Below are 25,105 nucleotides of genomic sequence, written 5' to 3'. Positions count from 1 at the left end.
CAGCTCCCACAGGTTACCCACAGTACTTGAGGCCTTTGGGGAACCTGTGGGCGCTGGCTTGCCAGCGATAGGGCCAGTGAAAATCACGCCAGCGGCCGGCTATGCGGAAACAGCAAGTCGATGAATCGCTCGGCGGTCGGCTGCGGTTCATGGTTGGCCAGGCCGGCCCGTTCATTGGCTTCGATGATCACGTATTCCGGGCTTTCGGCATCGCGCACCATCAGGTCGAGCCCCACCACCGGAATATCCAGCGCCCGCGCAGCCCGTACCGCAGCATCGGCCAGCACCGGGTGCAGGCGCTCGGTCACGTCTTCCAGGGTGCCGCCGGTGTGCAGGTTGGCGGTGCGGCGCACGGCCAGGCGCTGGCCGGCCGGCAGCACGCTGGTGTAGTCGAGGCCTGCATCACGCAAAGTGCGCTCGGTCTCGTCGTCCAGTGGGATGCGGCTTTCACCCCCGGTAGCGGCCTGGCGACGGCGGCTCTGGGCCTCGATCAGCGCCTTGACGCTGTGCTTGCCATCGCCCACCACCTGGGCCGGGTGGCGGATGGCGGCGGCCACCACTTCATGGCCGATCACCACGATGCGCAAGTCATGGCCTGGGTGGAAGCTTTCCAGCAGCACCCGGCTGTCGAAGCGCCGGGCCTGGTCGATGGCCTGGCTGACTTCCTCATAAGTGGTCAGGTTCACCGCCACGCCCTGGCCTTGCTCGCCATCCACCGGCTTGACCACCACTGCGCCGTGTTCATCGAGAAACGCCAGGTTGTCGTCGGCATTGCCGGCCAGCTGCTGCACCGGCACCTGCAGGCCTGCCGCATGCAGGGCTTGCTGGGTCAGGCGCTTGTCCTGGCAGAGGGTCATGCTGACCGCGCTGGTCAGGTCACTCAAGGATTCGCGGCAGCGCACCCGACGCCCGCCGAGGCTGAGTGTGAACAGCCCGCCTGCGGCATCGTCGACCTGCACCTCAATGCCGCGCCGGTAGGCTTCGTCGACGATGATCCGCGCATAGGGGTTGAGCCCAGCCTCCGGGCCGGGGCCCAGGAACAGTTGCTGGTTGATGCCGTTCTTGCGCTTGACCGCGAAGGTCGGCAGGTTGCGAAACCCCAACTTCTTGTACAGGCGCTTGGCCTGGCGGTTGTCGTGCAGCACCGACAGGTCGAGGTAGGCCAAGCCCCGGCTCATGAAGTGTTCGATCAGGTGACGCACCAGCACTTCACCGACGCCGGGGCGCGTGCACTGCGGGTCCACGGCCAGGCACCACAGGCTGCTGCCGTGTTCCGGGTCGTCGAACGCCTTGCTGTGGTTCAGGCCCATGACGCTTCCGATCACTGCACCGCTGTCTTCATCTTCGGCCAGCCAATACACCGGGCCACCAAGGTGGCGCGGGGTGAGCAGTTCGGGTTGCACCGGCAGCATCCCGCGCGCTTGGTACAGGGTGTTGATGGCCTGCCAGTCGCCGTCGGTCTGTGCCCGGCGGATGCGAAAGCCGCGAAACACCCGCTGCGCCTGGCGGTAGTCGGTGAACCACAGGCGCAAGGTGTCGGACGGGTCGAGGAACAGTTGATGGGGTGCCTGGGCCAGCAGTTGCTGGGGAGCGGCCACGTACAGGGCAATGTCGCGTTCGCCAGGCTGCTCCTGCTGCAGGGCCTCGGCGAGGCTTGCCGCATCCGGGTAGGTGTGGCCGATCAGTAGGCGGCCCCAGCCGCAGTGCAGGGCACGCGGCTGGTCGTGGGGCTCGCTGCCGTCGCCGGCCAGGCGGGCCTGCAGACGCTCGTAGGACGGCGCCTGGCCACGCAGCAGGCGCTGGCCGTAAGCGATTTCGTGGGCTTTCATCGGTCAGATTCCTTGTTCGCTGAGCCACAGGTTCAGCGCCGCCAGCTGCCACAGCTTGGAGCCGCGCAGTGGGGTGAGTTGGCCGTGCGGGTTGCTCAGCAGGCGGTCGAGCATGGCCGGGTTGAACAGCCCGCGATCCTGGCTCGGGTCGGTCAGCAGCTCGCGCACCCAGTCCAGCGTGGCGCCTTGCAGGTGCTTGAGGCCGGGGACCGGGAAGTAGCCTTTCTTGCGGTCGATCACCTCGTGGGGGATCACTCGCCGTGCGGCCTGTTTGAGCACTTGCTTGCCGCCATCGGGCAGCTTGAAGCGTGCCGGAATGCGCGCCGACAGCTCGACCAGGCGGTAGTCGAGGAACGGCGTGCGCGCCTCAAGGCCCCAGGCCATGGTCATGTTGTCGACCCGTTTGACCGGGTCGTCGACCAGCATCACCGTGCTGTCCAGGCGCAAGGCCTTGTCCACCGCGTCCGGCGCGCCGGGGCGGGCGAAGTGCTCGCGGACGAAGTCGCCGGCTGCGTCGGTTTCCAGCAACCAGGGCGCTTGCACCGTGTCGCGGTACTCGTCGTGGCTGCGGTCGAAGAACGCCGCGCGGTAGGCGCCAAAAGCGTCCTCGGCGCCATCCACCTGCGGGTACCAGTGATAGCCGGCGAACAGCTCGTCGGCGCCCTGGCCGCTCTGCACGCCCTTGCAGTGCTTGGCCACTTCTCGCGACAGCAGGTAGAAGGCGATGCAGTCGTGGCTGACCATCGGCTCGCTCATGGCGCGGAAGGCGGCCGGGAGCTGCTCGATGATTTCGCTTTCGGCGATACGCAGCTTGTGGTGGCGGGTGCCGTAGTGGCGAGCGATCAGGTCGGAATACTGGAACTCGTCGCCGCGCTCGCCGCCGGCGTCTTCGAAGCCGATGGAGAAGGTCGACAGGTCATCCACGCCAACCTCGCGCAGCAGGCCGACCAGCAGGCTCGAATCGACACCACCGGACAGCAGCACACCGACGTCCACGGCCGCCCGCTGGCGAATGGCTACGGCATCGCGAGTGGCGTCGAGCACGCGGGTGGTCCAGCCTTCCAGGTCGAGGTCGCGCTCGTCTGGGTTGGGGCCGTAATGAAGCTGCCACCAGGTCTGGCGCTCGACTTCACCGTGGCGGTCGATGCGCATCCAGGTGCCGGGTTCAAGCTTCTGCACATTGGCCAGCAACGTGCGTGGCGCGGGTACCACGGCGTGGAAGTTGAGGTAGTGGTTGAGTGCCACCGGGTCGATCATCGGGTCGATGTCACCGCCCTTGAGCAAGGCGGGCAGGGTCGAGGCAAAGCGCAGCCGTTCACCGTTGCGCGACAGGTACAAAGGCTTGACGCCGAGGCGGTCGCGGGCCAGGAACAGGCGCTGGTTGTCGCGCTCCCAGATGGCCAGGGCGAACATGCCGTTGAGCTTGGGCAGCAAGGCCGCGCCCCAGGCGTGGTAGCCCTTGAGCAGTACCTCGGTGTCGCCGTCGGAACAGAAGGTGTAGCCCAGTTCCTGCAGCTCCTGGCGCAGTTCCGGGAAGTTGTAGATGGCGCCGTTGAAGGCCAACGCCAGGCCGAGGGGGTTATCGACCATGGGCTGGGCCGAGCCGTCGGACAGGTCCATGATCTTCAGCCGCCGATGGCCGAGGGCGATCGGGCCTTGGCTATGGAAGCCCCAGGCGTCGGGGCCACGAGGCGCCAGGTGATGGGTGATGCGCTCTACCGCGGCGAGGTCCGCCGGGCGAGGGGCTTGGTCGATGGGGGTGAAACGCAACTCTCCTGCTAATCCGCACATAGGTCCTTACCGGTTTTTCCGTTGGGGAATCAGTGCCCCGGATTAGGGCACCTGTAAGGAACTGACCTGAGTGAATTGCGAGAGTTTTAGATCGATCTGTTATAACGAATGGGGCCGCGCTGCGGCCCAATCGCCGGCAAGCCGGCTCCTACAGGGTTCGGCGGCGTTCTAAGGCCCTTGTGGCAGCGGGCTTGCCGGCGATTAGGCATCACTTCCCGCGAATCAGCTTGCGCAAGCCAAACCGGTTCGGATGGCACGCTTCGGCCACCGCTCGCGGCAACGGCAAGGGTTCACCACTGGCCCACGCCGCGATCAGCTCGCCAGACAGCGGTGCCGTGATCAGCCCCCGCGAGCCATGGCCGCTGTTCACATACAACCCTGGCAGCCAAGGACAGGGCACTTCGGGCAGCTGCCGCGCATCCTTGCCCAGCACGGCATAGGCCTCGGCGAAGGCAGCAGGGTCAGCCATCGGGCCAACGATCGGCAGGTAATCCGGGCTGGTGCAGCGGAACGCCGCACGCCCCTGGAGTTGTTCAGGGTCGAGCGCCGCAGTGCCCAGGCGCCCAGCCAGATCAGGGGAGATCTCGTCTAGCAGCGCCAGGTTGCCCTGGTGCTCGGCCACGGTCGGCGCCAGGTCATCGCTATGGAAGTCGAAACTGGCCCCCAGGGTGTGTTCATCGCCCCGTAGCGGTGCCACGTAGCCCTCGGCGCAGACCACGGTGCGCAGTTCACGGCTTGTCTCGGTGGCGGGCAGGCGAGTGATCTGCCCGCGGATGCGCTTGAGCGGCAATTGTGCGCAAGGCTCGAAACGACGTACGTCTGCGGCACCGGCCAGTACCACCAGCGGCGCACTGGCCAGCAGCTGCTCGCCATCCCAAGCCTGCCATAGGCCATCGGCCTGGCGCAGTTCGACCACGTTCTGATGGAGCCGTACCTGAATGTTCGGGTGCTGCAACTGTGCCTGGCACAAGGCGGGCGGGTGTACCCAGCCACCTTCCGGATAGAACAGGCCTCCCGCAGGCAGCGCCACGCCGGCAAGCGCCTCGGCTTCGGGCCGTTCAAGCCTGCGCAGCAGGCTGCTGTCGAAGGCTTCGGCAAGCTTGGCCTGGCGCTCGGCCTCCTTGCTGTCGAAGGCCAGTTGCAGCACGCCGCAATCGCTCCAGTCCTGGCCTTTGTGCAACCGTTCGAGCTGGCGACGCGTGTAGCCGAAACCCGACAGGATCATCTGCGACAGCGCCGTGCCGTGGGCGGACAGTTTAAGGTACAGCACGCCTTGGGGATTGCCCGAAGCCTCCCGGGCGGGCGCGTCGTGACGTTCCAGCACCGTCACCTGCCAGCCGCGGGCGGCCAGGCTGGCGGCGCTGGCGCTGCCGGCCAGCCCGGCGCCGATCACCAGGGCCTGGCGCGAGCCGTGTATCGGGGCAGGGCGGGCGTACCAGGGCGCGGCCAGGGCGGCCGAAGCCTGGCCGGTGTATTGGCCGCTCATCACCTCCCATTTCTTGCCGATGCCGGGCACCTTCTTCATGGTGAAGCCGGCCTCGATCAGACCGCGCCTGACCCAGCCGGTGGTGGTGAAGGTGCCCAGCACGGTGCCGGCATGGGACAGCCGCGCCAGTTGCGCGAACAGCGCAGGCGTCCACATGTCGGGGTTTTTCGCGGGGGCGAAGCCGTCGAGGAACCACACGTCGATGCGGGCATCGAGTTGCGGCAGTTGCGCCAGTACATCGCCGATCAGCAGCGTCAGAGTGACCCGGCCCTGGTCGAAGGTGAACTGCTGGAAGCCTGAGTGCACCGCCGCATATTGCGCCAGGAAAGGCTCGGTGAAGGCAGCCAGTTCCGGCCACAGGCGCACGGCGCGGGCCATGTCAGCGGCGTCCAGGGGGTATTTTTCGACGCTGACGAAATGCAGGCGGGTATCGCTTGGCGCGTGTTCGGCGAACAGCTGCCAGGCACAGAAGAAGTTCATGCCGGTGCCAAAACCGGTTTCGCCGATCACCAGGCAGGCATGTGGCGCCAGCTCGACAATGCGCTGGTGCAGTCGGGTCTGTTCGAGGAACACGTAGCGGGTTTCGTCGGTGCCTTCGTTTTTCGAGAAGTAGACGTCGTCGTACTGCCGCGAATGGGGGCGGCCCTGGTCGTCCCAGTCGATCTGGGCGTGCTGGAGAAGGGTGGACATGGTTGGCTCGGTTGCAGCGGATGTGCGGATTTTATGCCATCCGCCGGATTTGCGCTGGTTGCAAAGGCCCTATCGCTGGCAAACCAGCGCCCACGGCTACCCCTCCGAACCCTGTAGGAGCCGGCTTGCCGGCGATAGGGCCATTCAGGCCTGCACAAAAATCCGCTAGTCTTTCTTATCCAATGAAGGAGCCCAGCATGTTCGAATCCGCGGAAATCGGTCACAGCATCGACAAGGAAACCTACGAGGCCGAAGAGCCCGCCCTGCGCGAGGCGCTGCTCGAAGCCCAGTACGAACTCAAGCAGCAGGCGCGTTTTCCGGTGATCGTGCTGATCAACGGCATCGAGGGCGCCGGCAAGGGCGAGACGGTCAAGCTGCTGAACGAGTGGATGGACCCGCGCATGATCGACGTGCTCACCTTCGACCAGCAGACCGACGAAGAACTGGCTCGCCCCCCGGCCTGGCGCTACTGGCGGGCACTGCCGCCGAAAGGGCGGATGGGCGTGTTCTTCGGCAACTGGTACAGCCAGATGATCCAGGGCCGGGTGCATGGAGTGTTCAAGGACGCCGTGCTCGACCAGGCCATCGCCGGTGCCGAGCGCCTGGAGCAGATGCTCTGCGACGAAGGCGCGTTGATCATCAAGTTCTGGTTCCACCTGTCCAAGAAGCAGATGAAGGCCCGCCTCAAGGCGCTCAAGGACGACCCGCTGCACAGTTGGCGGATCAGCCCGCTGGACTGGCAGCAATCGGAAACCTACGACCGTTTCGTGCGCTTCGGTGAGCGCGTGCTGCGCCGTACCAGCCGCGACTACGCGCCGTGGCACATCGTCGAAGGCGCCGACCCTCACTACCGCAGCCTGGCGGTCGGGCGCATCCTGCTGGAGAGCCTGCAGGCGGCGCTAGCGGTGAACCCCAAAGGCAAGCACCAGGGCAATATCGCCCCGCTGGGCCGCAGCATCGACCAGCGCAACCTGCTCGGTGCACTGGACATGACCCTGCGCCTGGACAAGCAGGACTACCAGGAACAACTGGTGACCGAACAGGCGCGCCTGGCCGGCCTGTTGCGCCACAAGCACATGCGCCGGCACGCCCTGGTGGCCGCCTTCGAAGGCAACGATGCTGCCGGCAAGGGCGGAGCGATCCGCCGCGTGGCGGCCGCGCTCGACCCGCGCCAGTACCGTATCGTGCCGATTGCCGCACCCACTGAAGAAGAACGTGCTCAGCCATACCTGTGGCGCTTCTGGCGGCATATTCCAGCCCGCGGCAAGTTCACCATCTTCGACCGCTCCTGGTACGGGCGAGTGCTGGTGGAGCGGGTTGAAGGCTTCTGTACCCCCAGCGACTGGATGCGTGCCTACAGCGAGATCAACGACTTCGAGGAGCAGTTGGTCAACGCCGGCGTGGTAGTGGTCAAGTTCTGGCTGGCAATCGACCAGCAGACCCAGCTCGAACGTTTCGAGGAACGCGAGCAGATCCCTTTCAAACGCTACAAGATCACCGAGGACGACTGGCGCAACCGCGACAAGTGGGACCTGTACGTCGATGCCGTGGGCGACATGGTCGACCGTACCAGCAGCGAGATCGCGCCGTGGACCCTGGTGGAAGCCAATGACAAGCGCTGGGCGCGGGTGAAGGTGCTTCGCACCATCAACGAAGCGCTGGAAAGGGCGTTCGCCAAGCACAAGAAGTAACCGTGCATGCCGCCGGGGAATGAACAGATGAAATCTTTTCCCGGCAGTTTTCCCTGAAGCCCTTAGAATCCAGCCTACCCCCACCACGGCCTCGACTGAGGACTTTATGCACACAACTTCCGGCCGCTGGGTCTACGGCCTGTTCCTGGCACTGCTCACCGCGCTGCTCTGGGGCATTCTGCCCATCAAACTAAAGCAGGTGTTGCAGGTGATGGACCCGGTGACCGTCACCTGGTACCGCCTGCTGGTATCCGGTGGCCTGCTGTTCTGCTGGTTGGCGATGAAACGGCGCCTGCCGGCCGTGGGCAAGCTGCCGCGCAAAGGCAAAGGCCTGCTGGTGGTCGCCGTGTTCGGCTTGCTGGGCAACTATGTGCTGTACCTCATCGGTTTGAAAATGCTCAGCCCTGGTACCACGCAGTTGGTAGTGCAGATGGGGCCGGTGCTGTTGCTGGTGGCCAGCGTGTTCGTGTTCAGGGAGCGGTTCAGCCTGGGGCAGGGGCTTGGACTGCTGATTCTGCTGGGCGGTTTCGGCCTGTTCTTCAACCAGCGTCTCGAGGAGCTGCTGACATCGCTTGGCACCTATACCACCGGCGTGCTGACGGTTCTGCTGGCTACCAGCGTCTGGGTGTTCTACGCGTTGAGCCAGAAGCAGTTACTGACGGTATGGCATTCGCAACAGGTGATGGTGGTGATCTACCTGGGCTGCGCCGCGCTGCTGACACCCTGGGCGCATCCGCTGCAGGCGTTGCAGTTGACGCCGGTGCAGGGTTGGCTGTTGCTGGCCTGCTGCCTCAATACCCTGGTGGCCTATGGTGCGTTCGCCGAGGCGCTGGCGCACTGGGAGGCGTCGCGGGTGAGCGCCACGTTGGCAATGACGCCGCTGGTGACATTCGTTGCGGTGGCGCTGGCGGCCTGGGTCTGGCCTGACTATGTGCATGCCGAGGACATCAATGCCCTGGGGTATGTGGGGGCGGTGACCGTGGTGATGGGGTCGACGCTGGTGGCGGTGGGGCCTTCGCTGGTGGCCGGGTGGCGGGCGCGCGTGGCCAGGGTTGCGGGGTGACGCTACTGGCCCTGTCGCCGGCAAGCCGGCTCCCACAGGATCTCCACAACCTTGAATAGTGTGGGGTGCCTGTGGGAGCCGGCTTGCCGGCGATAGGGCCAGTACAGATCAGCCCTTGCCGCCGGGCGCCAGCATGTTCTCCGGCCGTACCCACTGATCGAACTGCTCATTGGTGAGGTACTTCAACTCCAGCGCCGCTTCGCGCAAAGTCTTGCCTTCGGCGTAGGCCTTCTTGGCAATTTCCGCTGCCTTGTCATATCCGATATGCGGGTTCAGCGCCGTCACCAGCATCAACCCCCGCTCCAGGTGCGCTGCCATCTGCTCGGCATCCGGCTCGATCCCTGCCACGCAATGCAGTTGGAAGTTGCGGCAACCATCGGCCAGCAGTTCGATCGACTGCAGCAGATTGTGAATGATCACCGGCTTGAACACGTTCAACTGCAGGTGCCCCTGGCTGGCGGCAAAGCCGATCGCCGCGTCGTTGCCCAGCACTTGGCAGGCCAGCATCGACAGTGCCTCGCACTGGGTGGGGTTGACCTTGCCGGGCATGATCGAACTGCCCGGCTCGTTGGCCGGCAGGCGCACTTCAGCCAGCCCTGCGCGGGGGCCGGAGCCAAGCAGACGCAGGTCGTTGGCGATCTTCATCAGGGCCACCGCCAGGGTCTTCAAGGCTCCTGCCAGGCTGGTCAGCGGTTCATGGCCGGCGAGGGCCGCGAACTTGTTCGGCGCGGTGACGAACGGCAAGCCGGAGAGGGCGGCCAGCTCGGCAGCGATGGCTTCGGCGAAGCCGTGCGGGGCATTCAGCCCGGTACCTACCGCAGTGCCACCCTGTGCCAGCTCGCAGACCGCCGGCAAGGTGGCGCGGATGGCGCGCTGGGCATAGTCGAGCTGGGCGACGAACGCGGACACTTCCTGGCCGAAGGTGATCGGCGTTGCGTCCATCATGTGCGTGCGGCCGGTCTTTACCAGCTTGTGGTGGCGGGCCGATAGCTCGGCCAGGCCGGAAGACAGCTCAGCAACCGCCGGCAGCAGTTGCTCATGCACCGCTTGCGCTGCCGCGATGTGCATGGCGGTGGGGAAGCAGTCGTTGGAACTCTGCGAGCGGTTTACGTGATCGTTCGGGTGCACTGGCGCCTTGCCGCCGCGGCCCTTGCCGGCAAGCTCGTTGGCGCGCCCGGCGATCACCTCGTTGACGTTCATGTTGCTCTGAGTGCCGCTGCCGGTCTGCCACACCACCAGCGGGAACTGGTCGTTGTGCTCGCCGTCGAGCACTTCGTCGGCGGCCTGCTCGATCAACCGGGCGATTTCGGCCGGCAGGTCACCATTGCGATCGTTGACCCGCGCCGCGGCTTTCTTGATCAATGCCAGGGCGTGCAGCACCGCGAGCGGCATGCGTTCCTTGCCAATGGCAAAGTTGATCAGCGAGCGCTGGGTCTGTGCGCCCCAGTAGGCGTCCTCCGGAACTTCGACCGGGCCCAGGCTGTCTGTCTCGATACGGCTCATGCTGCGTTCACTCCTTTGTCAGTCAGAATCAGCAGTTTAGGCCCTCATGCGAACGTGCGGTTCAATCGCTCGTCGTGCCACTTGAGCGCTGCGCCCTCGCGGGAGCAGAATGCTCTACTCTGAGGTATCGCCTCCCCCTCCCTGAAGGAAATGCAATGACCCGTCTTCGTGTCCTCTGTGCTGCCGTCGCCCTGGCCTGTGCCAGCGGCCAGGTACTCGCTGCCACCGCCAGCCACAACGCTGCCGCCGAGAAATTCCTGACCCTGGCCAACGCCGACAAGCTGGGCACCCCGGTGTACATGCAGGTCCAGCAGATGTTTGCCCAACGTTTCGCCCAGACCAAGGCGCCGTCCTCCAAGCAACCGGTGCTGGAGAGCTACCAGGCCAAGGCCAACGCCGCGCTGGACAACGCCATCGGCTGGAACAAGCTCAAGCCGAAGATGGTCGACCTGTACACCCAGACCTTCACCGAGCAAGAGCTCAAGGACCTGGTCAAGTTCTACGAATCGCCGCTGGGCAAGAAAGTGTTGCGTGAAATGCCCAAAGTTACCCAGCAGTCGGCCCAGCTGACCCAGCAGAGCCTGGAGCCTGCGGTACCGGTAGTGAACAAGCTGCTGGAGGACATGACCAAGGAACTGGACCCCAACGCTGGCAAGGCCGCCGCCCCGGCCAAGAAGTGAGTAGCACGCGATGAGCATGCAGCAACGCATCGAGCAGCAGCTGGCCGCGCTGGCCCCGCAACACCTTGAAGTGCTCAACGAAAGCCACATGCACAGCCGTGGCCAGGAGACTCACTACAAGGCGGTTATCGTCAGCGAGCAGTTCGCCGGGCTCAACAGCGTCAAGCGCCACCAGAAGGTCTACGCGACCATGGGTGAGCTGATGGGCGAGATTCACGCCCTGGCGATCCACACCTACACCGCCGAGGAGTGGGCCCAGGTGGGCGCTGCACCGGCCTCGCCGGTGTGTGCAGGCGGCGGGCACTGAATCCTTTCCGTCGTTCTGGTACAATCCGCAACATCCCAAAGGGGGCCGCTAGGCGGCCCATCGCTGGCAAGCCAGCTCCCACAACTACCCGTGGGAGCCGGCTTGCCGGCGATGGGCTGCACAGCAGCCCCCTGTTTTTTGTCAAACCCGGTCCGCCCCTTACGAGGGCACCTACCTGGAGATACACCGCAAATGTCCCAACCGATCGTCGTGGCGGCGCTGTACAAGTTCGTCACCCTGGAAGACTACGTCGAACTGCGCGAGCCGCTGCTCAAGGCCATGGCCGACAACGGCGTCAAAGGCACCCTGTTGCTGGCCCATGAAGGCATCAACGGCACCGTTTCGGCCACCCGTGAAGGCATCGACGGGCTGCTCGCCTGGCTGCGCAACGACGCGCGCCTGGTGGATGTCGACCACAAGGAATCCTACTGCGACGAGCAGCCGTTCTACCGCACCAAGGTCAAGCTCAAGAAAGAGATCGTCACCCTGGGTGTGCCGGGCGTCGACCCGAACCAGGCCGTCGGCACCTATGTCGAGCCCAAGGACTGGAACGCGCTCATCAGCGACCCGGAAGTGCTGCTGATCGACACCCGCAACGACTACGAAGTGGCCATCGGCACCTTCAAGGGCGCCATCGACCCGAAGACCGAGACCTTCCGCGAGTTCCCCGAGTACATCAAGGCCAACTTCGACCCGAGCAAGCACAAGAAAGTGGCGATGTTCTGCACCGGCGGCATCCGTTGCGAAAAAGCCTCCAGCTACATGCTCGGTGAAGGCTTCGAGGCGGTCTATCATCTTAAGGGCGGCATCCTGAAATACTTCGAGGAGGTGCCTCAGGAAGAAAGCCTCTGGGACGGCGACTGCTTCGTCTTCGACAACCGCGTCACGGTGCGTCATGACCTGAGCGAAGGCGAGTACGACCAGTGCCATGCCTGCCGCCATCCGATCAATGTGGACGATCGCGCGTCGGAGCACTATTCGCCAGGCGTGAGCTGCCCGCACTGCTGGGACAGCCTGAGCGAAAAGACCCGGCGCAGCGCCATCGACCGGCAGAAGCAGATCGAGCTGGCCAAGGCCCGCAACCTGCCACACCCGATCGGTTACAACTACAAAGCCGAGGCCTGATGCATGACTGCACGCCTGCTCTATGTGATGGACCCGATGTGCTCCTGGTGCTGGGGTTTCGCGCCGGTGGCTGCGGCCCTGATCGCCCAGGCGCGTGAGGCAGGCGTGCAGACGCGGCTGGTGCTGGGTGGCCTGCGCACCGGTGGCAGTGCCCTGGATGCGTCGACCCGGCGCTACATCCTCGAGCATTGGCAGGCGGTGGCCGAGGCCACCGGGCAGCCGTTCCGTTTCGAGGGCGCCATGCCCGATGGCTTCGTCTACGACACCGAGCCGGCCTGCCGAGCCCTGGTCACCGCCCGCGAGCTGGACGCCGAGCGGGTTTGGTCGCTGTTGGCGCTTATCCAGGCGTCGTTCTATGAGCAGGGCTTGGACGTGACCACCGCGCCACAGCTGGTTGAGCTGGCCGAGCAGGCCGGCTTCGATCGCGTCGCGTTCGCTGAGGTGTTCACCCGTGCCGACATGCGCGCTGCCACCGCAGCCGACTTCAGTTGGGTGCAAGACCTGGGGATTGCCGGTTTCCCGACGCTGCTGGCCGAGCGCAATGGCCAATTGGCGCTGGTGACCAACGGCTACCAGCCACTGCAGAGCCTGCAGCCTCTCCTCGGCCGCTGGCTACAGCAGGCCGTCTGTGCTTGATCTGCCAGGGTCGCCCGACCCTGTGCCAGGGAAGCCCGCTGCTGTGCCCGATCGCCTGAGCTGGGCGGAAATCCGCCGCCTGGCCCTGCATCACAAGAAAAACCTCTGGACCGCCAACTTGGTCGCCGTTCTGGCGGCCTGCTGCAGTGTGCCGATCCCGCTGCTGTTGCCATTGCTGGTCGATGAGGTGTTGCTAGGCCACGGCGATGCCGCCCTGAAGTTCATGAACCGCCTGCTGCCCGACGGTTGGCAGGTGGCAGCTGGCTACATCGGCCTGATGCTGGTGGTGACACTGGGCCTGCGCCTGTCCGCGCTGGCATTCAACGTGGTGCAGGCCAAGCTGTTCGCGGGCCTGGCCAAGGACATCGTCTACCGCCTGCGCATCCGCCTGATCGAGCGGCTCAAGCGCATCTCGCTCAAGGAATATGAAAGCCTGGGCAGCGGCACCGTGACCACCCACCTGGTCACCGACCTGGATACCCTCGACAAGTTCGTCGGCGAAACCCTCAGCCGCTTTTTGGTGGCCATGCTGACGCTGACCGGTACCGCGGCGATCCTGATCTGGATGCACTGGAAGCTGGCGCTGTTGATCCTCTTGTTCAACCCCCTGGTGATCTATTTCACCGTACAGCTGGGCAAACGCGTCAAGCACCTGAAAAAGCTCGAGAACGACAGCACCTCGCGCTTTACCCAGGCGCTGGCGGAAACCCTCGATGCCATCCAGGAAATCCGTGCCAGCAACCGTCAGGGCTACTTCCTTGGCCGCCTTGGCCTGCGTGCCCGCGAAGTGCGCGACTACGCCGTGGATTCGCAATGGAAAAGCGATGCCAGCGGCCGCGCCAGTGGCCTGCTGTTCCAGTTCGGCATCGATATCTTCCGCGCTGCGGCCATGCTCACGGTGCTGTTCTCCGACCTGTCGATCGGCCAGATGCTGGCGGTGTTCAGTTACCTCTGGTTCATGATCGGCCCGGTCGAGCAACTGCTCAACCTGCAGTACGCCTACTACGCCGCAGGTGGGGCACTGAGCCGCCTCAACGAACTGCTGGCGCGGGATGACGAGCCTCAATACCCGGCAGCCAGCGACCCGTTTGCCGGCCGCGAAACCGTTGGCATCGAGGTGCGCGACCTGCGCTTCGCCTATGCTGACGAACCGGTGCTCGACCACCTCGACCTGTCCATCGCGCCGGGCGAGAAGGTGGCCATCGTCGGTGCCAGCGGTGGCGGCAAGAGCACTCTGGTGCAGTTGCTGCTTGGTCTGTACAGCGCCCAGGCCGGGACCGTCCGCTTTGGCGGAGCGAGCCTGCAGGAAATCGGCCTGGAAACCTTGCGCGAGAATGTCGCGGTGGTGCTGCAGCACCCATCACTGTTCAACGACACCGTGCGCGCCAATTTGACCATGGGCCGCGAATGCACGGATGAAGCCTGCTGGCAGGCGCTACGCATCGCCCAACTGGACGCCACCATCGCAGCCTTGCCGCTGGGCCTGGACAGTGTGGTGGGGCGCTCCGGGGTGCGTCTGTCCGGCGGCCAGCGTCAGCGCCTGGCGATTGCCCGCATGGTCCTGGCCGAGCCCAAGGTGGTGATCCTCGATGAGGCCACCTCGGCGCTGGACGCCGCCACCGAATACAACCTGCACCAAGCCCTGGCGCGTTTCCTCAGTGGCCGCACGACGCTGATCATCGCTCACCGCTTGTCGGCGGTGAAGCAGGCAGACCGCGTGCTGGTGTTCGATGGCGGGCATGTGGCCGAGGACGGTGATCATCAGCAGCTGATTGCCGATGGTGGCTTGTATGCCAAGTTGTATGGGCATTTGCAGCAGACCTGATGATTTGTGGGGCTTGATTCTGCCTTTCACGGATAAATCCGCGCCTCCCCGTTTTTGTAGGGGCGGATTCATCTGCGATGAATCCAGCACCGATCTCTCGTCATAAAATTCCCCGCCACGCGGATGGCAAATGGCCTACGCTGTGCTTGTCTGGGTTGAATCGAGCCTTATCTGCTCTGTGACAGGGACTTCATGAAGGGAAATCGCACGCTAGAGGCGCCAAGGTTGCTGGGTATCATCTGGCCCTTCATCGCCGTTGTAGTCTTCCAGGTCCTGCTGGGCAGCCTCAGCCTTTACGCATTGTCTGCCGTGCGTGCCTATGTCGCGGGCGAGAGCCTGTGGTCCAAGGCCCAGAAAGACGCCATCTACTACCTGAACCTGTATGCCGACAGCGGCGACGAGCGCACCTATGAGCGTTACCGCCAGGTTATCGCCGTCCCCCAGGGCGACCACGTGCTGCGCGAAGTGCTGGACCAGGCCAACCCTGACCTTGAAGCTGCGCGCCGGGCCGTGCTGCAGGGTGGCAACCACCCCGACGACGTCGATCGGATCATCTGGTTCTACCGCAACTTCCGCCAGGTCAGCTACATGCAGACGGCCATCGCCTACTGGAACATTGGCGACGACTACCTGAACAAGCTCGACGTGCTGGCCAACGAAATGCGCGATGGTTTTGCCAGCGGCCAGGCCACGCCCGCTCGCGTCAGTGACTGGCGCGCTCGCATCGTGTTCATCAATGAAGGCGTGACCCCGGCGGCCAAAGCCTTCAGCGATGCCCTGGGCGAAGGCTCGCGCATGCTGTTGCGGGTGCTGCTGATCACCAACCTGTTGACCGCTTTGTTCCTCATCACCATCGCCTGGCGCCGTTCCAGCAAGCTGCTGGCTCAGCGTCAGGCCTTCGCCAGCGCCCTGCAGGAAGAAAAAGAGCGGGCCCAGATCACCTTGCAAGCGATTGGCGATGCGGTGATCACCACCGATGTCGACGGCTGCATCGGCTACATGAACCCCGCCGCCGAGCACCTGACCCATTGGCAGGCCGGCCAGGCCCTGGGCCTGCCGTTGACGGCGCTGTTCAGCCTGGTCGAAGAACACCCCGAGAACGAAGGCGGCACGCTGCTCGATGAGGTGCTCAGCGGCAATCTCAAGGGCGGTGCCGAGCATGCTCGACTGATCCAGCGCCTGGACGGCAGCACCGTGTCGATCAACCTGGTCGGCTCGCCGATCATCAATGACGGGCAGGTGGCCGGGGTCGTGCTGGTGCTGCACGACATGACCCAGGAGCGCCAGTACATCGCCAACCTGTCGTGGCAGGCCACTCATGACGCGCTGACCGGCCTGGCCAACCGCCGCGAGTTCGAATACCGACTGGAGCAGGCCCTCAATGGCCTGGTACGCCAGGCCGGGCGTCACGCGTTGATGTTCCTCGACCTTGACCAGTTCAAGCTGGTCAACGATACCTGCGGCCATGCTGCCGGTGACGAGTTGCTGCGGCACATCTGCGCCGTGCTGCAGTCGGGGCTGCGTGAAGGCGACACCCTGGCCCGGCTGGGCGGTGACGAGTTTGGTGTGCTGCTGGAAAATTGCCCGCCCGAGCAGGCCGAGAAAATTGCCGAGAACCTCCGCCAGGCGGTGCAGAGCCTGCACTTCGTGTGGAAGGGGCGGCCGTTCGTGACCACCGTGAGTATCGGCCTGGTCAACATGGCGCAGGCGCCCACCACCCTGGAGGCGTCCCTGCGCGCGGCCGACATGGCCTGCTACATGGCCAAGGAGAAGGGCCGCAACCGGGTGCAGGTGTACCATGCCGACGACAGCGAGTTGTCCATGCGCTTCGGCGAGATGGCCTGGATCCAGCGCCTGCACGTGGCCCTGGAGGAAAACCGCTTCTGCCTTTATGCGCAGGAAATCGCGCCGCTCATGGCGATCGAAGGCCCGGGCCACATCGAAATCCTGCTGCGCCTGCACGACGAAAGCGGCCGTACCATCCTGCCGGACAGCTTCATACCGGCGGCCGAGCGATATGGCCTGATGACTGCGCTCGACCGTTGGGTGGTGCGCAATGTCTTCCAGGTCATTCGCCAGAGCCTGGACGAAGGCCGGGAAGGGCCGCTGGCGATGTGCGCGATCAATCTGTCGGGGTCGAGCATCGGCGATGACATGTTCCTCGACTACCTGCAGCGGCTGTTCGTCGAATATGCCATTCCGCCGCGGCTGATCTGCTTCGAAATCACCGAAACCAGTGCCATCGCCAACCTCGGTAGTGCCATCCGATTCATCAACGAATTGAAAGGGCTGGGTTGCAAGTTTTCCCTGGATGACTTCTGCGCCGGAATGTCGTCATTCGCCTATTTGAAACATTTACCTGTCGACTTCTTGAAGATCGACGGAAGTTTTGTCAAAGATATGCTGGATGATCCGGTTAACCGCGCCATGGTCGAGGTGATTAACCACATTGGCCACGTCATGGGCAAGCGGACCATCGCTGAGTTCGTGGAAACACCGTTGATCGAGCAGGCCTTGCAGGAGATCGGCGTGGACTACGCCCAGGGCTATCTGATCGAACGACCGCAGGTATTTACCTGCGACAGTCTGCAGCGCCAACGGATTGCTGCACGGCCCCTGCTGCATCGGGCGCCTGGAACCTTTCGCTGAATACATGTCGGCAAGATCACAGGGATCAAGGAGCTGAAAAGTGATTGATGCATTCGTTCGTATCGGGCCGTTGATGGACCCCGCCAGTTACCCCCAATGGGCTCAGCAACTGATCGAAGACTGCCGGGAAAGCAAGCGCCGGGTGGTCGAGCACGCGTTCTACCAGCGCCTGCGCGACGGCCAGTTGCGCCAGTCGACCATTCGCCAGTACCTGATCGGTGGCTGGCCGGTGGTCGAGCAGTTCTCGCTGTACATGGCCCACAACCTGACCAAGACCCGCTATGCCCGCCACCCCGGCGAGGACATGGCGCGGCGCTGGCTGATGCGCAACATCCGGGTGGAGCTCAACCATGCCGATTACTGGGTGCACTGGTGTCACGCACACGGTATACACCTGCACGAGCTGCAGGGCCAGGAAGTGCCGGCAGAGCTCAACGGGCTCAATGACTGGTGCTGGCGGGTGTGCACCACCGAGTCGCTGGCGATTGCCATGGCGGCGACCAACTACGCCATCGAAGGGGCGACCGGGGAGTGGTCGGCGGTGGTCTGCGCCGAGGATACCTATGCCATGGGTTTCCCGGAGGATCAGCGCAAGCGCGCGATGAAGTGGCTGAAGATGCATGCCCAGTATGACGACGCCCACCCGTGGGAGGCGCTGGAGATCATCTGTACCCTGGCTGGCGAGAACCCGACCCAGGGGCTGCGCAACGAACTGCGCAAGGCGATCTGCAAGAGTTATGACTGCATGTACCTATTCCTGGAGCGGTGCATGCAGTTGGAAGGGCGACAGCAGGGGCGTATGCGCCCAGCGCTGGCCGCTGGCTGAGACTGTACCCGCCCTATCGCCGGCAAGCCGGCTCCCACAGGCTCAGCGCCGCTCTCGAGTGCAGGTTGTGGGAGCCGGCTTGCCGGCGATGGGCCAGTGAAAGCAGCACAAGGCTCACTGAGCGTTATTCACCCCGGTGCTGTCCGGCCCCATCAGGTACAAGCCGCTCTCGAGCGCAGGTTGTGGGAGCCGGCTTGCCGGCGATACGGCCAGTGAAAGCAGCACAAGGCTCACTGAGCGTTGAAAGCCTGCCCATTCACCCCGGTGCTGTCCGGCCCCATCAGGTACAAGCCGCTCTCGAGCGCAGGTTGTGGGAGCCGGCTTGCCGGCGATAGGGCCAGTGAAAGCAGCACAAGGCTCACTGAGCGTTGAAAGCCTGCCCATTCACCCCGGTGCTGTCTGGCCCCATCAGGTACAGATACACCGGCATGATCTCTTCCGGCAGCGGGTTGTTCTGCGGGTTCTCGCTCGGATAGGCCTGGGCCCGCATCGCCGTGCGCGTGGCGCCCGGGTTGATGCTGTTGGAGCGCACCGGCGCCACCCCTTCAAGCTCGTCGGCCAGGGTCTGCATCAGCCCTTCGGTGGCGAACTTCGACACGCCGTAGGCCCCCCAGTAGGCCCGGCCCTTGCGCCCGACGCTGCTGGAGGTGAATACCACCGAGGCGTCCTCCGACAGCTTGAGCAGCGGCAGCAGGGTGCTGGTGAGCATGAAGGTGGCATCGACGTTGATGTGCATCACGCGCATGAAGTTGTCGCCGGAAAGCTGCTCCAGCGGCGTGCGCGGGCCGATGATCGAGGCATTGTTGAGCAGGCCGTCGAGGCGGCCGAACTGGTCTTCGATCATCACCGCCAGTTCGTCGTACTGGTGGGGCAGGGCGGTTTCCAGGTTGAACGGGATCACCACCGGCTGCGGGTGGCCAGCAGCCTCGATCTGGTCGTAGACCTCGTTGAGGTTGGCTTCGGTCTTGCCCAGCAGCAGCACGGTGGCGCCCAGGGCGGCGTAGGCCTTGGCGGCGGCAGCGCCGATGCCGCGGCCGGCACCGGTGACCAGGATGACCCGGCCCTTGAGCAGGTCGGGGCGGGCGGTGTAGTCGAACATGTTCAGGTCCTTCACATGGGTGGGTGCGCGATCGATGCAGGTATCAGCAGCCGCACAGGGCGCCGTCGATCACCTTGCGCAACTCCAGCGGGTGGTCCACCACCACATCGGCGCCCCAGTTGTTCGGGTTGTCTTGCGGGTGAATATAGCCGTAGCGCACCGCTGCCGTGCGGGTGCCGGCATCTCGGCCGGACTCGATGTCGCGCAGGTCGTCGCCGACGAACAGGACACTGGCCGGGTCCAGGTCGAGAGTCTTGCAGGCCAGGATCAGCGGCTCGGGGTCGGGCTTGCTGTTCTTCACGTGGTCCGGGCAGATCAGCAGCGCCGAGCGCTCGGCCAGGCCCAGGCGCTGCATGATCGGCTCGGCAAAACGCACCGGCTTGTTGGTGACCACGCCCCACAGCAGGTTGCCTTTTTCGATGTCGGCCAGGAGTTCGCCCATGCCGTCGAACAGCTTGCTGTGTACCGCGCAGTCGCGCTGGTAACGCTCGAGGAACTCCAGGCGCAGCGGCTCGAAGCCGTCGTCGTCAGGGTTCATGGCGAAGGTCGCGGCGACCATCGCGCGGGCGCCCCCGGAGATCACGTCCCGGATCAGCTTGTCATCGATGGCCGGCAGGCCACGTTCGGCCAGCATGGCCTGGCAGATGGCGATGAAGTCCGGCGCCGTGTCGAGCAAGGTGCCGTCCATGTCGAAGAGTACCGCTCGCAAACGCATGCTCATTCCTCGCGCAGGGTCTGGATCATGTAGTTGACGTCGACGTCGCTGCACAGCTTGTAGTGCTTGGTCAGCGGGTTGTAGGTCAGGCCGATGATGTCCTTCACTTCAAGGCCGGCAACGCGGCTCCAGGCACCCAGCTCCGACGGGCGGATGAACTTCTTGAAGTCATGGGTGCCGCGCGGCAGCATCTTGAGGATGTATTCGGCGCCGACGATGGCCAGCAGGTAGGCCTTGGGGTTGCGGTTGATGGTCGAGAAGAACACCTGGCCGCCAGGCTTGACCATGCGGTAGCAGGCGCGGATCACCGAAGAGGGGTCGGGCACGTGCTCGAGCATCTCCAGGCAGGTGACCACATCGAACTGCTCGGGCATTTCTTCGGCCAGGGCCTCGGCAGTGATCTGCCGGTACTCCACTTGCACGCCCGATTCCAGCTGGTGCAGCTGGGCAACCGCCAACGGCGCCTCGCCCATGTCGATGCCGGTGACGCTGGCGCCACGCAGGGCCATGGCCTCGCTGAGAATGCCGCCGCCGCAGCCCACGTCGAGGACTTTCTTGCCGGCCAGGCTGACGCGCTCGTCGATCCAGTTGACGCGCAGCGGGTTGATGTCGTGCAGCGGCTTGAACTCGCTTTCGCGGTCCCACCAGCGGTGCGCCAAGGCTTCAAACTTGGCGATTTCGGCGTGGTCGACGTTGCTCATTGAACAATCCTCTGAATCTTCTACGAATTGCGCCGGAGTATACCCGAGCGCCCAGGCCCGAGGGTCGCTATAATCGCCGGCTTTTGATATCCGAACGACGGGGAGAGGCGATGCGCGAGCGACTTTTGGCGGCGGAGAAGGTGACCGGGATTCGCTGGCAGCACCGCGTCCTGCACCTGCTCGACCAGCGCCTGCTGCCGTCGCAGGAGTGCTGGCTGGCCTGCGACAATGTCGCGCAGGTGGCTGCGGCGATCCGTGACATGGCGGTGCGCGGCGCGGCGGCCATCGGCATTGCCGCGGCCTATGGCCTGGTCCTGGCTCTGGAGGAGCGCCTTGCCGAGGGTGGCGACTGGGAGATGGACTTGGAAGAGGACTTCCTCAGCCTGGCCGAGGCGCGGCCAACCGCGGCCAACCTGTTCTGGGCGCTCAACCGCATGCGCGAGCGCCTGCAGCGGCTGCGCCCCGAGGAAGATGTGCTGGCGGTCATGGAAGCGGAGGCAATGGCCATCCATGAAAGCGACCGCGAGGCCAACCTGACCATGGCCCAGTACGGCATCGAGCTGATTCGCCGGCACCAGGGCAACGCCCAGACCCTGCTGACCTACGGCAATGCCGGTGCGCTGGCCAGCGGCGGCTTCGGTACCGCGCTGGGTGTGATCCGTGCGGGTTATCTCGAAGGCATGGTCGAGCGTGTGTATGCCGGCGAAACCCGGCCCTGGCTGCAGGGTTCGCGCCTGACCGCCTGGGAGTTGGCCAACGAAGGCATCCCGGTGACCCTGTGCGCCGACTCGGCCCTGGCCCACCTGATGAAGACCAAGGGCATTACCTGGGTGGTGGTCGGCGCCGACTGCATCGCGGCCAATGGCGACATGGCCAGCAAGATCGGCACTTATCAGCTGGCAGTGAGTGCCATGCACCATGGCGTGCGCTTCATGGTGGTGGCGCCGAGCACCAGCATCGACCTTAACCTGGCTACGGGTGAGGACATTCCGCTGGAAGAGCGCGACGCCGACGAGCTGCTGGATTATGCCGGAACCCGGGTGGCGCCGGATGTCGAGGTGTTCAACCCGGTGTTCGATGTGACCCCGGCAGACCTGATCGATGTGATCGTGACCGAGCGCGGCATCGTCGAACGGCCGGATGCGATCAAGCTTGCCCAGTTGGTGTGCCGCAAGCGTTTGCACTAGGCAGGTCTTGCCCAATCGCCGGCAAGCCGGCTCCCACATGTACCCCACAGTGTTCGAGCCTGCGGTGAACCTGTGGGAGCCGGCTTGCCGGCGATTGGGCCCGTGCAAACACCCTCATATTCATTGCCTAGCGGCAACCTGCCAGATCTCCCCACCGCCACTGCCTTTGTGATAACATCCGGCAGTTTCCAAGACCGCCCATCACGGCGGCCAATTTTGCGCAGATCCATGGCACAACTCATTGATTTGTCGTAAGTCGTCGCACCCCTAAGCGCTGCGGCGGCGAGCTTCGTTCGGCCCTTGATGGAGCTACGAAGTTTCACCAGAAAAAGGAATCAGGCTTCTCATGGGCGAACTGGCCAAAGAAATCCTCCCGGTCAATATCGAAGACGAACTGAGACAGTCTTACCTCGACTACGCGATGAGCGTGATTGTCGGGCGAGCGCTGCCCGATGCGCGTGACGGCTTGAAGCCCGTGCATCGTCGCGTTCTCTATGCGATGAGCGAACTGGGCAACGACTGGAACAAGCCGTACAAGAAATCCGCCCGTGTGGTCGGTGACGTGATCGGTAAGTACCACCCACACGGCGACACTGCGGTCTACGACACCATCGTGCGTATGGCCCAGCCGTTCTCGCTGCGCTACCTGCTGGTCGATGGCCAGGGCAACTTCGGTTCGGTCGACGGCGACAACGCCGCAGCGATGCGATACACCGAAGTGCGCATGGCCAAGCTGGCCCACGAGCTGCTGGCCGACCTGCACAAGGAAACCGTCGACTGGGTGCCCAACTATGACGGCACCGAGCAGATTCCGGCGGTCATGCCGACCCGTATTCCCAACCTGCTGGTCAACGGTTCCAGCGGTATCGCCGTGGGCATGGCGACCAACATCCCGCCGCACAACCTCGGTGAAGTCATCGACGGCTGCCTGGCGCTGATCGACAACCCGGAAGTCACCATCGATGAGCTGATGCAGTTCATCCCCGGCCCTGACTTCCCGACTGCCGGCATCATCAACGGCCGCCAGGGCATCATCGAGGCATACCGCACCGGCCGTGGCCGCATCTACATGCGCGCACGCTCCGAAGTCGAAGACATCGACAAGGTCGGGGGCCGCCAGCAGATCGTCGTCACCGAGCTGCCGTATCAGCTGAACAAGGCACGCCTGATCGAAAAGATCGCCGAGCTGGTCAAAGAGAAGAAGATCGAAGGTATCACCGAGCTGCGCGACGAGTCCGACAAGGACGGCATGCGCATCGTCATCGAGCTGCGTCGCGGCGAGGTGCCGGAGGTGGTGCTCAACAACCTCTACCAGCAGACCCAGTTGCAGAGCGTGTTCGGCATCAACGTCGTGGCACTGATCGATGGTCGCCCGCGCCTGCTCAACCTCAAGGACCTGCTCGAAGCGTTCGTCCGTCACCGCCGTGAAGTGGTGACCCGCCGTACCGTGTTCGAGCTGCGCAAGGCCCGCGAACGCGGCCACATCCTTGAAGGCCAGGCGGTTGCGCTGTCCAACATCGACCCGGTCATCGCCCTGATCAAGGCTTCGCCGACGCCGTCGGAAGCCAAGGAAGCGTTGATTTCCACTGCCTGGGAGTCCAGTGCCGTGCAGGTCATGGTCGAGCGCGCCGGCGCCGACTCCTGCCGCCCGGAAGACCTGCCCGAGCAGTATGGCCTGCGCGACGGCAAGTATTTCCTGTCGCCGGAACAGGCCCAGGCGATTCTCGACCTGCGCCTGCACCGCCTGACCGGCCTGGAGCACGAGAAGCTGCTGGCCGAGTACCAGGAAATTCTCGAGCAGATCGGCGAGCTGATCCGCATCCTCAGCAGCGCCGAGCGCCTGATGGAAGTGATCCGCGAAGAGCTCGAAGCGATCCGTGCCGAATACGGCGATGCCCGTCGCACCGAGATCCTCAACGCCAGCCACGACCTCAACTACGGCGACATGATCCCGGAAGAAGAGCGTGTGGTGACCATCTCCCACGGTGGCTATGCCAAGACCCAGCCGTTGTCCGCCTACCAGGCCCAGCGCCGTGGCGGCAAGGGCAAGTCGGCGACCGGCGTCAAGGACGAGGACTACATCGAGCACCTGCTGGTCGCCAACAGCCACGCCACCCTGTTGCTGTTCTCCAGCAAGGGCAAGGTGTACTGGAAGAAGACCTACGAGATCCCAGAGGCCTCCCGCGCTGCGCGTGGTCGCCCGCTGGTGAACCTGCTGCCGCTGGAGGAGGGTGAACGCATCACCGCCATGCTGCAGATCGACCTCGAGGCCTTGCAGCAGAGCGCTGATCCGGACGAAGAGCTGGAGGACGGCGACGAGGGCGTGATCGAAGGTGAAGTGGTAGAGGTCGAAGAAGTCGACGAAGAAGACGGCGACACCCTTGAGTGGGTGGCTGAGCCGACCGGCGCCTATATCTTCATGGCCACCGCTTCCGGTACCGTCAAGAAGACTCCGCTGGTGCAGTTCGCGCGTCCTCGCTCCAACGGCCTGATCGCCCTGAAGCTCAAAGAAGGCGACACCCTGATTGCTGCGGCCATCACCGATGGTGCCAAGGAAGTCATGATGTTCTCCGACGCCGGCAAGGTGATCCGCTTCGCCGAAAGCGTGGTTCGCGAGATGGGCCGTACCGCCCGTGGCGTGCGCGGCATGAAACTGGGCAAGGGGCAGCGCATCATCTCCATGCTGATTCCGGAGTCCGGCGCGCAGATCCTCACCGCTTCCGAGCGTGGTTTCGGCAAGCGCACGCCGCTGTCGAAGTTCCCGCGTCGCGGGCGTGGTGGCCAGGGTGTGATCGCCATGGGCACCAAGGGCCGCAACGGGCTGCTGATCGGTGCCATCCAGGTGCAGGAAGGCGAAGAGATCATGCTGATTTCCGACCAAGGCACGTTGGTGCGCACACGGGTGGGTGAAGTGTCCAGCCTGAGCCGCAACACCCAGGGTGTGACGCTGATCAAGCTGGCGACTGACGAAACGCTGGTTGGCCTGGAGCGTATCCAGGAGCCTTCCGAGGACGAACTCGATGACCTGATCGAGACGGACGCGGAAGACGTCGAGGCCGATGCGTTGGACGATCAAAGCGCGGGCGCCGAAGAGGCACCGCAAGAGTAAGCAAGCGCAACAACCCGAGCGGGGCGACCAAGGTCGCCCCGTTTGACTGATAAAGCTAGGCCATTGGGGCGGCTGTGCGGCCCATCGCCGGCAAGCCGGCTCCCACAGGTACCGCGCAAGCCTTGAGATTTGCGCCCCCTGTGGGAGCCGGCTTGCCGGCGATGGGCTGCGAAGCCGCCCCAATGCAGGCACC

Annotated in this window: 18 protein-coding genes; 11 read left to right on the top strand and 7 right to left on the bottom strand. The window is 64.4% G+C overall.

Annotated elements, in window-relative coordinates:
- Positions 1 to 83: 83 nt before the first annotated feature.
- The 3 genes from ngg to mnmC all read right to left on the bottom strand — a co-directional run bounded on the left by ngg (position 84) and on the right by mnmC (position 5,796).
- Positions 84 to 1,829 (bottom strand): N-acetylglutaminylglutamine synthetase, encoded by a 1,746-nt coding sequence (gene ngg, locus KU43P_RS20235; RefSeq protein WP_317659212.1) that lies wholly within the window; start codon positions 1,827 to 1,829, stop codon positions 84 to 86.
- 3 nt (positions 1,830 to 1,832) lie between these two features.
- Positions 1,833 to 3,620: an N-acetylglutaminylglutamine amidotransferase gene (locus KU43P_RS20230; protein WP_317659211.1), complete on the bottom strand. Its 1,788-nt coding sequence runs from the start codon at positions 3,618 to 3,620 to the stop codon at positions 1,833 to 1,835.
- Between the two features lie 208 nt (positions 3,621 to 3,828).
- Positions 3,829 to 5,796 (bottom strand): bifunctional tRNA (5-methylaminomethyl-2-thiouridine)(34)-methyltransferase MnmD/FAD-dependent 5-carboxymethylaminomethyl-2-thiouridine(34) oxidoreductase MnmC, encoded by a 1,968-nt coding sequence (gene mnmC, locus KU43P_RS20225; protein WP_317659210.1) that lies wholly within the window; start codon positions 5,794 to 5,796, stop codon positions 3,829 to 3,831.
- Positions 5,797 to 5,993: 197 nt separating this feature from the next.
- On the opposite strand from mnmC, the gene pap reads away from it, so the two are divergent.
- Entirely contained in the window at positions 5,994 to 7,487 is a 1,494-nt protein-coding gene (gene pap, locus KU43P_RS20220) for a polyphosphate:AMP phosphotransferase (protein ID WP_317659209.1), read from the top strand.
- Positions 7,488 to 7,593: 106 nt separating this feature from the next.
- Positions 7,594 to 8,550 carry a DMT family transporter gene (locus tag KU43P_RS20215; RefSeq protein ID WP_317659208.1) on the top strand — a complete coding sequence of 319 codons (957 nt, stop codon included), beginning with the start codon at positions 7,594 to 7,596 and terminating at the stop codon, positions 8,548 to 8,550.
- Positions 8,551 to 8,658: 108 nt separating this feature from the next.
- On the opposite strand, the gene KU43P_RS20210 is transcribed toward KU43P_RS20215, so the two are convergent.
- On the bottom strand, positions 8,659 to 10,053 hold the full coding sequence (locus KU43P_RS20210) for a class II fumarate hydratase (RefSeq protein WP_317659207.1): 1,395 nt from the start codon (positions 10,051 to 10,053) through the stop codon (positions 8,659 to 8,661).
- 155 nt (positions 10,054 to 10,208) lie between these two features.
- On the opposite strand from KU43P_RS20210, the gene KU43P_RS20205 reads away from it, so the two are divergent.
- From KU43P_RS20205 to KU43P_RS20175, 7 genes are all read left to right on the top strand, one after another.
- Positions 10,209 to 10,733: a DUF2059 domain-containing protein gene (locus KU43P_RS20205; RefSeq protein ID WP_176517088.1), complete on the top strand. Its 525-nt coding sequence runs from the start codon at positions 10,209 to 10,211 to the stop codon at positions 10,731 to 10,733.
- Positions 10,734 to 10,743: 10 nt separating this feature from the next.
- Positions 10,744 to 11,040, top strand: coding sequence for a BolA family protein (locus KU43P_RS20200; RefSeq protein ID WP_008096493.1), 297 nt, complete (start codon positions 10,744 to 10,746; stop codon positions 11,038 to 11,040).
- A 192-nt stretch (positions 11,041 to 11,232) separates the two neighbouring features.
- Positions 11,233 to 12,165 (top strand): rhodanese-related sulfurtransferase, encoded by a 933-nt coding sequence (locus KU43P_RS20195; protein ID WP_317659206.1) that lies wholly within the window; start codon positions 11,233 to 11,235, stop codon positions 12,163 to 12,165.
- 3 nt (positions 12,166 to 12,168) lie between these two features.
- Positions 12,169 to 12,801 (top strand): DsbA family protein, encoded by a 633-nt coding sequence (locus tag KU43P_RS20190; RefSeq protein ID WP_317659205.1) that lies wholly within the window; start codon positions 12,169 to 12,171, stop codon positions 12,799 to 12,801.
- A complete protein-coding gene (locus KU43P_RS20185; RefSeq protein ID WP_317659204.1) occupies positions 12,794 to 14,626 on the top strand; it encodes an ABC transporter ATP-binding protein in 1,833 nt (610 codons plus the stop codon). The genes KU43P_RS20190 and KU43P_RS20185 overlap by 8 nt, the downstream gene beginning before the upstream one ends.
- 192 nt (positions 14,627 to 14,818) lie before the next feature.
- Positions 14,819 to 17,275, top strand: a complete 2,457-nt coding sequence (locus tag KU43P_RS20180; protein WP_317659203.1) for an EAL domain-containing protein — start codon at positions 14,819 to 14,821, stop codon at positions 17,273 to 17,275.
- Positions 17,276 to 17,315: 40 nt separating this feature from the next.
- Positions 17,316 to 18,101 (top strand): TenA family transcriptional regulator, encoded by a 786-nt coding sequence (locus tag KU43P_RS20175; RefSeq protein ID WP_317659202.1) that lies wholly within the window; start codon positions 17,316 to 17,318, stop codon positions 18,099 to 18,101.
- Between the two features lie 358 nt (positions 18,102 to 18,459).
- Here KU43P_RS20175 and KU43P_RS20170 read toward each other — a convergent pair whose 3' ends face one another.
- The 3 genes from KU43P_RS20170 to ubiG are packed head-to-tail and all read right to left on the bottom strand — an operon-like array spanning position 18,460 to position 20,616.
- Entirely contained in the window at positions 18,460 to 19,200 is a 741-nt protein-coding gene (locus KU43P_RS20170; protein WP_176514228.1) for a YciK family oxidoreductase, read from the bottom strand.
- Positions 19,201 to 19,243: 43 nt separating this feature from the next.
- Entirely contained in the window at positions 19,244 to 19,915 is a 672-nt protein-coding gene (mupP, locus tag KU43P_RS20165) for an N-acetylmuramic acid 6-phosphate phosphatase MupP (RefSeq protein ID WP_317659201.1), read from the bottom strand.
- Positions 19,916 to 19,917: 2 nt separating this feature from the next.
- Positions 19,918 to 20,616: a bifunctional 2-polyprenyl-6-hydroxyphenol methylase/3-demethylubiquinol 3-O-methyltransferase UbiG gene (gene ubiG, locus KU43P_RS20160; RefSeq protein ID WP_176514224.1), complete on the bottom strand. Its 699-nt coding sequence runs from the start codon at positions 20,614 to 20,616 to the stop codon at positions 19,918 to 19,920.
- A 110-nt stretch (positions 20,617 to 20,726) separates the two neighbouring features.
- On the opposite strand from ubiG, the gene mtnA reads away from it, so the two are divergent.
- Both mtnA and gyrA read left to right on the top strand, forming a co-directional pair.
- On the top strand, positions 20,727 to 21,803 hold the full coding sequence (gene mtnA, locus KU43P_RS20155) for an S-methyl-5-thioribose-1-phosphate isomerase (RefSeq protein ID WP_317659200.1): 1,077 nt from the start codon (positions 20,727 to 20,729) through the stop codon (positions 21,801 to 21,803).
- Positions 21,804 to 22,149: 346 nt separating this feature from the next.
- On the top strand, positions 22,150 to 24,912 hold the full coding sequence (gene gyrA, locus KU43P_RS20150; RefSeq protein WP_317659199.1) for a DNA gyrase subunit A: 2,763 nt from the start codon (positions 22,150 to 22,152) through the stop codon (positions 24,910 to 24,912).
- Positions 24,913 to 25,105 lie beyond the last annotated feature (193 nt).

The organism is Pseudomonas sp. KU43P (assembly GCF_033095865.1).
Classification (GTDB): Bacteria; Pseudomonadota; Gammaproteobacteria; order Pseudomonadales; family Pseudomonadaceae; genus Aquipseudomonas.
Note: the sequence above shows the minus strand (reverse complement) of the source record. Positions and strands in the feature narration are given on the sequence as shown.

Coding starts and splice junctions, on each gene's coding strand:
- ngg (WP_317659212.1), bottom strand. CDS start 1,829: ATGAAAGCCCACGAAATCGCTTACGGCCAGCGCCTGCTGCGTGGCCAG.
- KU43P_RS20230 (WP_317659211.1), bottom strand. CDS start 3,620: ATGTGCGGATTAGCAGGAGAGTTGCGTTTCACCCCCATCGACCAAGCC.
- mnmC (WP_317659210.1), bottom strand. CDS start 5,796: ATGTCCACCCTTCTCCAGCACGCCCAGATCGACTGGGACGACCAGGGC.
- pap (WP_317659209.1), top strand. CDS start 5,994: ATGTTCGAATCCGCGGAAATCGGTCACAGCATCGACAAGGAAACCTAC.
- KU43P_RS20215 (WP_317659208.1), top strand. CDS start 7,594: ATGCACACAACTTCCGGCCGCTGGGTCTACGGCCTGTTCCTGGCACTG.
- KU43P_RS20210 (WP_317659207.1), bottom strand. CDS start 10,053: ATGAGCCGTATCGAGACAGACAGCCTGGGCCCGGTCGAAGTTCCGGAG.
- KU43P_RS20205 (WP_176517088.1), top strand. CDS start 10,209: ATGACCCGTCTTCGTGTCCTCTGTGCTGCCGTCGCCCTGGCCTGTGCC.
- KU43P_RS20200 (WP_008096493.1), top strand. CDS start 10,744: ATGAGCATGCAGCAACGCATCGAGCAGCAGCTGGCCGCGCTGGCCCCG.
- KU43P_RS20195 (WP_317659206.1), top strand. CDS start 11,233: ATGTCCCAACCGATCGTCGTGGCGGCGCTGTACAAGTTCGTCACCCTG.
- KU43P_RS20190 (WP_317659205.1), top strand. CDS start 12,169: ATGACTGCACGCCTGCTCTATGTGATGGACCCGATGTGCTCCTGGTGC.
- KU43P_RS20180 (WP_317659203.1), top strand. CDS start 14,819: ATGAAGGGAAATCGCACGCTAGAGGCGCCAAGGTTGCTGGGTATCATC.
- KU43P_RS20170 (WP_176514228.1), bottom strand. CDS start 19,200: ATGTTCGACTACACCGCCCGCCCCGACCTGCTCAAGGGCCGGGTCATC.
- mupP (WP_317659201.1), bottom strand. CDS start 19,915: ATGCGTTTGCGAGCGGTACTCTTCGACATGGACGGCACCTTGCTCGAC.
- ubiG (WP_176514224.1), bottom strand. CDS start 20,616: ATGAGCAACGTCGACCACGCCGAAATCGCCAAGTTTGAAGCCTTGGCG.
- mtnA (WP_317659200.1), top strand. CDS start 20,727: ATGCGCGAGCGACTTTTGGCGGCGGAGAAGGTGACCGGGATTCGCTGG.
- gyrA (WP_317659199.1), top strand. CDS start 22,150: ATGGGCGAACTGGCCAAAGAAATCCTCCCGGTCAATATCGAAGACGAA.